Origin of the sequence: Vibrio lentus, from assembly GCF_030409755.1 — a bacterium.
In the GTDB taxonomy this organism is placed as follows: Bacteria; Pseudomonadota; Gammaproteobacteria; order Enterobacterales; family Vibrionaceae; genus Vibrio; species Vibrio lentus.
In genome coordinates, this window is sequence record NZ_JAUFQE010000001.1 from 395551 (window position 1) to 406865 (window position 11315).

Below are 11315 nucleotides of genomic sequence, written 5' to 3' on the forward strand. Positions count from 1 at the left end.
TGAAACCTTTAGAGAACTTTTAACAACCTTGCGTCGAGACAACCTAAATGAAGAAAACAATCCTATTTGCCGTTTTTATTATGTTTGGCATTGCAGTCGCTGCGAGTATGGCGTCAACCTATTTCATTTCAAGCGAAAAAATTGATGAGATAATATTAAACAAATCTCAAGTTCAAGCTGAATTTTTGGCTGGAAACGCTGGGTATATCTTAGAGAATTCGGATAATCCAGTTCAAGACTTACAAAAGCTGGTGGGTGAGCTGAAACAGCGATCTGATGTCACTTATGCCATTGTTATTGATAGTAACGTAAGCGCTGTTGCACACAGCGACAAAAATAAACTGAATAAAGTTTATGAAGATAGCTATACCGTTAAAGGTGCAACCCAAGGCGTCCAACAGTATTCAAAATGGTACGCTGATGTTCAACAAGTATGGGTGTTTGACATTATGGCACCTATCTATGTCAACGGTCAGTTGTACGGTACCTTTGATATCGGTATTCCGATCACGGAAGTGAGCCAAGCAACGAATGGTATTATTAGCTACCAGCTCGCTTCAATGGTTTTCATTTTTGTTGTCTGCCTCATTGTTCTATCGCTTCTTCTTAGCAAACTGATGCAACCTCTCTTGGTATTGAAAAACACATTACACGATATTTCTGAAGGTGATGGCGATCTATCAGTACGTCTGCCGATCAAAGGGAATGACGAAGTTGCTCAAATCTCATCGGCTTTCAATGTGTTCGTTGGCAAGGTACACGAGATCATTACACAAACAGTGAATACAGGTGTTGAATTAAACAGCACCGCAATTGGTCTTCGTGAACAGTCACAACAAGCCTTGCAAAGAGGGCAAGAGCAGAACCAACAAACCATGTTGGTCGTGACGTCTATGAATGAAATGATTTCTACGGTTAATGAAATTGCGTCTAGCGCGGCAGGTGCAGCAAGTGCCGCAAACATGGCCGCGAGTGAAACTCAAGAAGGTCACAAGACGATCGAGAAGACCACAACTTCGATTGCCAACCTTGAAGCTGAGATGAATAGTGCTTCTAACATCATCGTGAGCCTTGCTGATAATACTCAGTCGATTGGCACTATTCTTGACGTTATTCGAGGTATCTCTGAGCAAACAAACTTGCTTGCACTTAATGCTGCAATCGAAGCTGCGCGTGCTGGTGAAGCGGGCCGAGGCTTTGCTGTCGTTGCTGATGAAGTTCGTAATCTTGCGACAAAAACAGCACAGTCGACCGATGAAATTGACACCATGATTAATCAACTTCAAACCGAAGCTAAGAACGCAGTCAGCTCGATGAGTAACAGTAAAAGCTTAATTGAAGAGGGTACGTCCGAAACGGAAATGGCTCGCCAAGCTTTAGAAAAAATTTCTACACAAGTATTGGCTATTCTTGATATTAACACTCAAGTCGCGACGGCAACTGAGCAGCAATCAGCGGTAGCGAATGAGATAAACATGAACATGGATACGGTTAATAGTTCAGTCAAAAATGGCTTGAACGCAAGTGAGAAGTTAGAGCAATCAAGTCAGAAATTGGCTGAGTTATCACAAGTTCTCGACCGTTACGTTGGTTCATTTAAAATCTAGATTTCCCAACATGCATCTTTAAGATGTATGTCGAGTCTCCAGTTATTCAATCGCGCTTATGTTATATATGAGCGCTTTTTTTTGCGACATGCCAATGCAGATACACCAATAGCGCAAGACAGAAATGAAGAATGTAACCGCGTCGCTATATCGTGACAATTTAGCTTATTCAAAACAACGTGAATAAATAAGACAGTAACATGAAGCTACTTACCTTTACCTCACATGCGCAAGTTCAAAAAATCGACTAAATAGCAGCTCTGATACGACACATAAGGTGTTCCGCATCTCATCGCGATGTATAGTTATTGATAGTTTATTCAGTAATTGTATCTATAGCTGTCATTTGATGTGGGTGTTATGAAGAAAAACGGATTTACTTTAATGGAATTAATCATTGTCATCGTGATACTTGGAGTCTTGGCCGTTACAGCAGCTCCGAGGTTTCTTAATATCCAAGAGTCAGCGAGAGAAGCGGTACTTGAAGGTGTTGCGGGTGCAATGGAAGGGGTCATCACTCAGGTAACCTCAAAGGCAATTATTGTTGGACTTAACCCTAGTGCGGAAAACCCAGATGACCAAAGTAACTATGTGATCGATTTCGGTATCGGTAGAGTTGAAGTTGACTGGGGAACACTTTGCCCTGAAAGTGAAGGTGAATCAGGAGATGCGTTAAATATGCTCCACTTCCTAACTTTGTCAGATGATGACAGTATAATCTCTGAATTAGGCAACAGACACACGGTAGTGGGATTTACTCAGCCATTCAGTCAAGCTGACCTTGACAGAAATAACATAACTGATGATGCCTTACCCTCGGGTTGTTATGTTCTTTACGATTCTTTTGGTGGCAGGACAAGTGGAGACACATGTCCAGTAGATGGTTGTGAGTGTACAGTTCGTGTTATGAACGATGAGTGTTAAACCAAGCACACATCTGGTTTATAGAAATTCAATAAAAAAGCGCGTTATTGCCGGGTAGCAATAACGCGCTTTTTTGTATTAGCTTGATGATTTGTCTTAGTTTGCCAATGGAGCACTTACTGGTGGCAAGTCACGCTTCTTAATCACGTATCGCAAGCGAATTAACATCAGCGTTGCTGAAACGCTCAAGCCCGTTAGAATACCTATCCAAAAGCCTTCTTCACCCATTGCAGGAACAATGTGGTCTGTTAAGCCCAACACCATACCAAGTGGTAATGCTAAGCCCCAGTATGAAGCGATGGCTAAGATCATTGGGATCTTAGTATCTTTATAGCCACGTAATGCACCGTTAGCAGACGTTTGTAATGCATCGCTGAACTGGTACATAGCCGTAAAGGTCAACAATACTGCTGCCGTTGCACTTATCGCAGGGTCGGTCGTGTAAAGTCTAATGATCCACTCAGGGAACAGCAGGAACATCGCAACTGAAAGTAATGAAATCAACGCGGCAACCAAAATGCCGACTTTGCTGCGTTCAATTGCGCCTAGTTCGTCTTTCTCACCTAATGCATGTCCAACACGAATCGTAATGCCAAATGAGATACTCATTGGAATCACGTAAGTTAGGCTCGATATATTCAGTGCAATTTGTGCTGCTGCCACGTTCTCTGCACCAATACGGCCGATCATAAGAGCGATAACCGCAAAGATACTGCCACATACCGCGATGTTCATTCCGATAGGTAAACCTAATCTTAGAAGGTGAAGCATCTCTTTTGCTTTTGGCTTCGCATCTGAAAAGTTGATGATGGTCTTGTAGTGGTGATGGCCTTTAATGTAGGAATACAGCATTCCCGACATCAACCAATACACCAAGCTTGTCGCCCAACCACAACCGACAGCGCCCATTTCAGGGAAGCCGAACTTACCGTAGATAAGCACGTAGTTGACTGGAATATTAATCAGCAAACCAATTACCGAAATGATCATTGGTACTTTGGTGTTGTTCATTCCTTCACAGAAGCCGTTCAAGGTGTAGAACAGGGCAATACCCGGTACACCAAAGGCGAGGGCAAACGCATAGTCACTGCCAATTGGAATTATCTCAGCGGCTACGCCAATCCATTCTAAGATCGGTTTCGCACTCACCAAGTAAGCGATAAGCAGTACGCTAGCAATTAATGCCAACCAAACCATCTGGAAGAATTCAACAGAAATACTCTGAAAGTCGCGAGCGCCACGGTGGTAAGCGACAACAGGCGTTAACGCCATAATCACACCACGTAGCAACAGCAACACAGGAATCCAAAGGCTGGTGCCAAGTGCGATAGCGGCGAGGTCGGCTGGGCTTACTTGGCCAGCCATTGTCGTATCGACAAATCCCATCGCTTGGGTAGCTATTTGAGTCAAAATGATTGGAATCGAAAGATGCATAAGCGCACCCGATTCACGAGTAAAAGGACGAAATTTCGTTAGCATGGAAGTTCACAACACCAATATAAATACACGAATGATGGCAGGATGGCCGGTGTGTATTTTAGGATGTGCCCCGTTGGGCGGGCGACAATATAAACACCTTACCGTATAGGGTCAAGCTTTGGATTTATAGGGGTTAATTTGCTCAGGAGGAATGCCAGATTTGCATGGTTTAGATACTGTTTCTATGTACAAAACTCAATGATTTTAATCTGATTCATACTAGATAGAAAGTTTCTATATTTATTTGTTGAATTTCAATGCGCGTATCATAAGCCACTGTTATGTATGAGCTAAATTTAGTACAATTGGTGGCATAAGAAACTAGATAGAAAAATTCTATATTTAAATGCAGAATTTTTCTGTCTAAGAACTGTTAAGTGTAATATAGGAGTTTTGAGTTGGAAAAATTTGTAGCAGTTATTGGTGGTGTGATTGGGATTTTGGCTTCAATTTATGGAGCTGTTTTATATATTGATAGTGAAGTTAATGAAGTTGTAGAGAAAAGACTAAAACCTTACGAGCAGTTTGCTATCGCCAATTCTATTTCTGGTGAAAAAGCGATTGAATCTTATGATTTTGTTTTGGAGCGACTACACAAAGGGAATGTAGACGAGCTAATGTTAGTTTCTATTGTTGAATCTTATTTGGCTGAAATCGCTGACCACGATTATCCACATAAATATCTACATAAAGTAAATGGGATTTTAAAGTTGGTTGGGGATGAGGTTCCGTTAACAGCTTCGATGAGTAATAGTCTAGGTTGGGTTTATCTAAGTACAGACCAACTTAAAAAGGCAAATTACTACTTTCTAAGGTCTATGTCTCTTTACCGACAAGATGAAATTAAAGAGTCAGCGTCTTCATATTACGGTTTGTTTCTATCGCATTTAGCTAGTAACGAGCTAGAAAAGGCAATTGGATTTCACGATAAATCATGGGAGCTTGACTATGTGGCTTATAATCCAGATACCGTTTTGTCCACCCCTTTTGGTGAAGCAGATTGGCATAAAGTGTTATTTGAGGTATATCCAAATTTAGAGAAAAATTATCGTGAGTTTGTGAAATATACGGTCAGCGTTTATGACCTAAAAGTAGAAGAGCGTATAAAAGTTAAAGAGGTTAATATTGATATACTAAATGCCTCTATGACAGAGTAAAACACACTTAACAAACGACTATGGCGCCAAAATCAACTTGGCGCTTTCTGCTTTGTTCATACAATCACTTCTTTGTTTTGAACTTACTGCCACAAAGCCAACAGAAACACAAATAACCCAATCCCGAGCGTGACTTTTAGAAGCAGGCCAAGAGGGGCTCCACCTTTTGGCGCTTTATTACAACATCCCATAATCGTTTCCTCATTCATCGTTGGATTCATTTCACCTTAAACCTTTCCCTTACGGTAAGGTCAATGCATTTGTTGACCTTGAATTTCAGAAAACAAAAAGGCGAACCGTTTGGTTCGCCTTTTGTTATGTTTCGCTACTAAGCGCCGCTACGAATTAATCTTCGTAGCTATCGATGCTTGGGCAAGAACAGATTAGGTTACGGTCGCCGTATACGTTGTCTACACGGTTAACAGTAGGCCAGTACTTCGAGTTCTTGGTTGCTTTCGATGGGAAGCAAGCCAGTTCGCGAGAGTAAGGACGATTCCATTCTGCGCCTGAAAGGTCAACTTGTGTGTGTGGTGCGTTCACTAGAGGGTTGTTGTCTAGTGGCCATTCACCGGCTTTCACTGCTGCCATTTCGTGACGGATTGCGATCATCGCTTCACAGAAACGGTCTAGCTCTTCTAAATCTTCTGATTCAGTTGGCTCTACCATTAGTGTGCCAGCTACTGGGAAAGACATCGTAGGCGCGTGGAAACCGAAGTCCATTAGACGCTTAGCAATATCTTCTTCGCTGATGCCTGTGTCTTCTTTAAGTGGACGAATATCGATAATACATTCGTGCGCTACGCGGCCGTTAGTGCCACGGTAAAGAACAGGGTAGTGAGGACGTAGTTTTTCCATCACGTAGTTCGCGTTCAGAATCGCTACTTTCGTTGCGTCTGTTAGGCCAGGTTCGCCCATCATTGCGATGTAAGCCCAAGAGATAGGTAAGATTGAAGCACTACCTAAATCTGCCGCTGATACCGCGTAGTCAGAACCTTGTACACCGTTTTCGATGTGACCTGGTAGGAAAGGTGCTAGGTGCGATTTAACGCCGATAGGACCCATACCCGGACCGCCACCACCGTGTGGGATACAGAATGTTTTGTGTAGGTTCAAGTGAGATACGTCTGAACCGATGAAGCCAGGTGAAGTTAGACCTACTTGAGCGTTCATGTTCGCGCCGTCTAGGTAAACCTGACCGCCCGCTGCGTGTACTTGTTCACACACTTCTTTCACTTGCTCTTCGTATACGCCGTGCGTAGAAGGGTAAGTGATCATGATGCTTGATAGGTTTTCTTTGTGCTTCTCGATTTTCGCTGCTAGGTCTGTCATGTCGATGTTGCCATCTTCATCACACTTAACAACCACTACCTTCATTGAAACCATTGATGCTGTTGCAGGGTTAGTACCGTGCGCAGAGCTTGGAATCAGACAAACGTTACGGTGACCTTCACCGCGGCTTGCGTGGTAACGTTGAATCGCGATTAGACCTGCGTACTCACCAGATGCACCAGAGTTGGGCTGTAGTGAGAAATCGTCGTAACCAGTGATTTCACAAAGCTTCTCTTTAAGATCTTTTGCTAGCGCTGTGTAACCTGCTGCTTGATCAAGAGGTGCGAATGGGTGAATTGAACCAAACTCAGGCCATGTTACTGGAATCATCTCAGCAGCAGCGTTCAGCTTCATCGTACAGCTGCCCAGTGGGATCATGCCGTGCGTTAGTGAGAAGTCTTTGTTCTCAAGCTGTTTTAGGTAACGCATCATTTGCGTTTCGCTGTGGTGCGTATTGAATACTGGGTGAGTTAGGAACTCTGATTCACGACGGCAGTTTTCTGGAATTGCTGCAAACTCGTTTGAAGCAATGTCAGAAGATAGTGCTTGAACGTCTTCTTTCACGTCGAAGATTGCAAACAGTGAGTTCACGTCGTCGATCGTTGTTGTTTCATCTAAGCTGATACCGATCTTACCCTTAAGAAGGCGAAGGTTGATGTCTGCTGCTTGCGCTTTCGCGTACAGTGCATCTGTCTTCTCTTCAGAGTTAATCGTGATGGTATCAAAGAAGCTATTGTTCGTTAGCTCGTAACCCGATTTAGTCAGGCCAGCCGCTAGGATAGCTGTCATGTGGTGTGTACGACGAGCAATAGTACGTAGACCTTCTGCACCGTGGTAAACCGCGTAGAAAGACGCCATGTTTGCTAGAAGTGCTTGAGCTGTACAGATGTTCGATGTCGCTTTCTCGCGGCGGATGTGTTGCTCACGAGTTTGCATTGCCATACGTAGCGCTTGGTTACCGTGAGTATCGATAGATACACCGATTACACGACCTGGCATTGTACGCTTATGCTTTTCACGAGTACCCATGAATGCAGCGTGTGGACCGCCGTAACCCATAGGAACGCCGAAACGTTGCGCTGAACCGATGACTACGTCCGCGCCCATTTCGCCCGCAGGCTTAAGTAAAGCAGAGGCAAGTAGGTCAGTAGCAACTGTAACCAGTGTTTTGTTAGCTTGAGCTTTAGCAATGATGTCAGTTAGGTCACGAACTTCACCCGTTGTACTAGGATATTGAAGAAGCGCACCAAATACGTCTTGCTCTGGAAGTGTTTCAAGAGCACCAACCATTACTTCAAAACCGATGTACTCAGCACGAGTTTTAACAACTTCTAGTGTTTGAGGGTGAACATCGTCAGCAACGAAGAATACTTTGCTCTTGCTTTTACCAGCACGCTTACACAGTGTCATCGCTTCGCCAGCCGCTGTAGCTTCATCAAGAAGGGATGCGTTCGCGATTTCCATACCGGTTAGGTCCATTACCATTTGTTGGTAATTGAGTAGAGCTTCAAGGCGACCTTGAGAAATCTCTGGTTGGTATGGTGTGTAAGCTGTGTACCAGCCTGGGTTCTCTAAAACGTTACGTAGAATAACGTTTGGAGTGAATGTGTTGTAGTAGCCTTGGCCAATGAAAGTACGTTTCACTTGGTTTAGGTTAGCGATCTCTTTAAGAGAGGTCAGCATGTCCATTTCGCTCAGTGGCGCAGCAAGTGTCATTGGTTTTTCAAGACGGATTTGTGCAGGAACTGTTTCGTCGATCAGTGCGTCTAGGCTAGTCGCGTTGATCGCTTCAAGCATTTTCTGCTGGTCTGCTTTATTTGGGCCGTTATGACGAGCAACAAACTCGTTTTGAGTACCCAAGTCTTTTAGTAATTGGCTTTGAAGTAATTCAGTCATGATATGTTCTACTTTCTCTTTGGAGCCGTGAGCTAGCCCCTAAAATTAAGCTGCTCCAAAGAGCAGCTTTATCGTAATGAGGAACCTATTAGTCTTCTTCGATAGAGCTTAGGTATTCTTCCGCATCTTTAAGGTTGTTTAGTTCAGATGCATCAGACATCTTCACTTTAACAATCCAACCACCTTCATAAGATTCTTCGTTAATTAACTCAGGGCTATCTTCTAATTCTTCGTTGATTTCTACGATTTCGCCAGAGATTGGTGCGTAGATATCAGAAGCTGCTTTCACTGATTCAACTAGAGAGAAGCTTTCGCCAGCTTCGATTTCGTCTCCAGTGTCAGGCAGGTCAACAAACACAACGTCACCTAGCATCTCTTGAGCGTGCTCAGAAATACCGATAGTTACAGTACCGTCACCGTTGTCTTTTACCCACTCGTGGCTGTCTGCAAACTTTAGTGTATTGTCCATTGCTTATTCTCCAAAAATTTATGAGGTTTTAATTTAAATCTTAAAAACGGTTTAACGATAAAGAGGGAAGCGCTTGCAAAGCTCTTTAACTTGCTTGCGAACACGTTGCTCAACTTCAGCGTTGCCTTCAGGGCTTTCAACTAAGCCATCAAGTACATCGCCGATCCATTCACCGATAAGTTTGAATTCTTCAGTGCCAAAACCACGACTGGTTCCAGCTGGCGTACCTAAACGAATACCCGAAGTAATCATAGGCTTCTCTGTGTCGAATGGTATGCCATTTTTGTTACATGTGATCCCTGCACGCTCTAATGCTTCTTCAGTTACGTTACCTTTCAAGCCCTTAGGACGAAGGTCAACCAACATTAGGTGCGTGTCTGTTCCGCCAGTCACAATGTCACAACCGCGAGTTTGCAACACTTCAGCAAGAACTTTTGCGTTGTCGATCACTGAATCAATATAAGTATTAAATTCTGGGCCAAGTGCTTCGCCAAACGCCACTGCTTTAGCCGCGATAACGTGCATTAGTGGGCCGCCTTGAAGGCCTGGGAACACTGCAGAGTTGATTTTTTTGTTGATGTCTTCGTGGTTCGTAAGAATCATACCGCCGCGTGGGCCACGAAGTGTTTTGTGCGTTGTTGTTGTAACAACGTGCGCGTGTGGTAGTGGGCTAGGGTGAGCACCTGTCGCGATAAGACCCGCGATGTGTGCCATATCGACCATTAGGATAGCGCCAACTTCGTCAGCGATTTCACGGAACTTAGCGAAATCAATAACGCGTGGGATAGCACTACCACCAGCAATAATCATTTTAGGTTGGCTTTCGATTGCTAAAGCGCGAACCGCTTCGTAATCGATTTCAAGAGTGTCGCGGTCTACGCCATATTGAACAGCGTTGAACCACTTACCAGACATTGCAGGGCGCGCACCGTGTGTAAGGTGGCCACCAGCGTCAAGGGACATACCTAGGATAGTGTCGCCAGGTTGAAGTAGGGCAAGTTTAACTGCGCCGTTTGCTTGAGCGCCAGAGTGAGGCTGTACGTTTACGTATTCACATTTGAACAGCTGTTTAGCACGTTCAATCGCGATAGCTTCAACGGTATCTACGTGCTCACAACCACCGTAGTAGCGACGGCCTGGGTAGCCTTCTGCGTATTTGTTGGTTAGGCAGGTGCCTTGAGCTTGCATTACTGCTTTAGAAACGATGTTCTCAGAAGCAATAAGTTCGATTTGTTCGTTTTGACGAGTGTTCTCTGCTTGGATTCCAGCAAATACTGCGTCGTCAGTACCAGATAAGTTCGTAGTGAAAAAACTGTCTAAGCTATGGTTTTGGTAAGCGTTCATTGTCGAGACCTTTCATTAAGCTAATGGTGATTGTTTTTATAGTCCATTAGGTCTTACGTTGATTTCTGCATCGGTATCGTTTGCGCTATATAGGTATAGATAAACGTGAATTGCGTTATAAATATACTCTTACAGCGTCTAAGCGATCGTTGTAGGGTCAATGCAGCACGAATTGTTTCCCAAAAGTTCGGGTAAAAAACAGCTCTTACAAATGTTAAATCTATCATTTGCTGCAAGCTGAAGTAGCATCTCTTCATCTAACAAGTCGATAACATAGCTCCGATAAAATCAATTTTCAACAAAAATTTCCAATAGGAAACAACTTTTCTTGTTTTGCTACGGGGAGCACGCTTTATTTCTCTGTGTGCTCTTTAATCAACAAAGCGCTTCATGCAACAATGAAATTAATAGACAGGAAGCAAGAAATTAATGAGGGACCTATGTCAGAAGACATTTATGATGAGTACCCATCTTTAACGTTGGCGAAGGAAACGTTAGACCAGAATATTGAACCACTTAGGCTTGGCCAGCGCATTAAAGATATCCGCGGCAAACTTGGGATTACGCTAGAAGAAGCAAGTCAAAGAACAGGTTTAGCGCGTTCTACGCTCAGCAAAATTGAGAACGAACAAATCTCGCCAACCTTTCAGGCTATGCAAAAACTGGCGATGGGCTTGCAAATTGACATGCCTCAACTCTTTGAACCACCAAGGAAAAAAGTTGCAACGGGACGTCGTGACTTAACCAAAGCGGGGCAAGGGAAGCCACACCCAACACCGACTTACGAACATGAGTTGCTTGCCACAGAGCTTTCTAATAAGAAGATGATGCCGTTTAAGAGCCGCGTGCGAGCACGTACTTTTGAAGAGTATAATGATTGGGTTCGCCACGACGGGGAAGAGTTCTTAATGATCATATCTGGCGATGTGATGTTCTACTCAGAATTTTACGAACCCGTACCGATGAGTGAAGGTGATAGCATGTATTACGATGCCAATATGGGCCATATGCTTATCTCGACCAGTGCAGACGACGCGCTCATTTTGTGGGTGACTGCAAAATAAATTAACAATCTTAGAATTTCTTATAGTGGATGCAAACGTTTGCTTT

The 11315-nt window shown here is 43.7% G+C and carries 8 protein-coding genes; 4 read left to right on the plus strand and 4 right to left on the minus strand.

The features are described 5' to 3' along the window. Nucleotides 1-80: 80 nt before the first annotated feature. Both QWZ07_RS01615 and QWZ07_RS01620 read left to right on the plus strand, forming a co-directional pair. Nucleotides 81-1607: a methyl-accepting chemotaxis protein gene (locus QWZ07_RS01615; RefSeq protein WP_170960670.1), complete on the plus strand. Its 1527-nt coding sequence runs from the start codon at nucleotides 81-83 to the stop codon at nucleotides 1605-1607. 360 nt (nucleotides 1608-1967) lie between these two features. Next, nucleotides 1968-2531, plus strand: a complete 564-nt coding sequence (locus tag QWZ07_RS01620) for a type II secretion system protein (protein ID WP_225998383.1) — start codon at nucleotides 1968-1970, stop codon at nucleotides 2529-2531. A gap of 96 nt (nucleotides 2532-2627) precedes the next feature. Here the strand turns inward: QWZ07_RS01620 and QWZ07_RS01625 are convergent, their stop codons facing one another. Then, on the minus strand, nucleotides 2628-4010 hold the full coding sequence (locus QWZ07_RS01625) for an MATE family efflux transporter (RefSeq protein WP_192852594.1): 1383 nt from the start codon (nucleotides 4008-4010) through the stop codon (nucleotides 2628-2630). 398 nt (nucleotides 4011-4408) lie between these two features. Here QWZ07_RS01625 and QWZ07_RS01630 point away from each other — a divergent pair, with 398 nt between their 5' ends. Then, a complete protein-coding gene (locus QWZ07_RS01630; RefSeq protein ID WP_192852595.1) occupies nucleotides 4409-5167 on the plus strand; it encodes a hypothetical protein in 759 nt (252 codons plus the stop codon). Between the two features lie 345 nt (nucleotides 5168-5512). Here QWZ07_RS01630 and gcvP read toward each other — a convergent pair whose 3' ends face one another. The 3 genes from gcvP to QWZ07_RS01645 all read right to left on the minus strand — a co-directional run bounded on the left by gcvP (nucleotide 5513) and on the right by QWZ07_RS01645 (nucleotide 10205). Beyond that, nucleotides 5513-8392 carry an aminomethyl-transferring glycine dehydrogenase gene (gcvP, locus tag QWZ07_RS01635; RefSeq protein WP_192852596.1) on the minus strand — a complete coding sequence of 960 codons (2880 nt, stop codon included), beginning with the start codon at nucleotides 8390-8392 and terminating at the stop codon, nucleotides 5513-5515. An 88-nt stretch (nucleotides 8393-8480) separates the two neighbouring features. Further along, a complete protein-coding gene (gcvH, locus tag QWZ07_RS01640) occupies nucleotides 8481-8861 on the minus strand; it encodes a glycine cleavage system protein GcvH (protein WP_004730871.1) in 381 nt (126 codons plus the stop codon). A 51-nt stretch (nucleotides 8862-8912) separates the two neighbouring features. Continuing rightward, nucleotides 8913-10205 (minus strand): serine hydroxymethyltransferase, encoded by a 1293-nt coding sequence (locus QWZ07_RS01645; RefSeq protein ID WP_054546921.1) that lies wholly within the window; start codon nucleotides 10203-10205, stop codon nucleotides 8913-8915. Between the two features lie 440 nt (nucleotides 10206-10645). On the opposite strand from QWZ07_RS01645, the gene QWZ07_RS01650 reads away from it, so the two are divergent. Next, nucleotides 10646-11269: a helix-turn-helix domain-containing protein gene (locus QWZ07_RS01650; RefSeq protein WP_102294852.1), complete on the plus strand. Its 624-nt coding sequence runs from the start codon at nucleotides 10646-10648 to the stop codon at nucleotides 11267-11269. Nucleotides 11270-11315 lie beyond the last annotated feature (46 nt).

Bases quoted from the DNA above. Each gene is read 5' to 3' on its own strand.
- QWZ07_RS01650 (WP_102294852.1), top strand. From the start codon at position 10,646: ATGTCAGAAGACATTTATGATGAGTACCCATCTTTAACGTTGGCGAAG.
- QWZ07_RS01625 (WP_192852594.1), bottom strand. From the start codon at position 4,010: ATGCTAACGAAATTTCGTCCTTTTACTCGTGAATCGGGTGCGCTTATG.
- gcvP (WP_192852596.1), bottom strand. From the start codon at position 8,392: ATGACTGAATTACTTCAAAGCCAATTACTAAAAGACTTGGGTACTCAA.
- QWZ07_RS01620 (WP_225998383.1), top strand. From the start codon at position 1,968: ATGAAGAAAAACGGATTTACTTTAATGGAATTAATCATTGTCATCGTG.
- QWZ07_RS01615 (WP_170960670.1), top strand. From the start codon at position 81: ATGTTTGGCATTGCAGTCGCTGCGAGTATGGCGTCAACCTATTTCATT.
- gcvH (WP_004730871.1), bottom strand. From the start codon at position 8,861: ATGGACAATACACTAAAGTTTGCAGACAGCCACGAGTGGGTAAAAGAC.
- QWZ07_RS01645 (WP_054546921.1), bottom strand. From the start codon at position 10,205: ATGAACGCTTACCAAAACCATAGCTTAGACAGTTTTTTCACTACGAAC.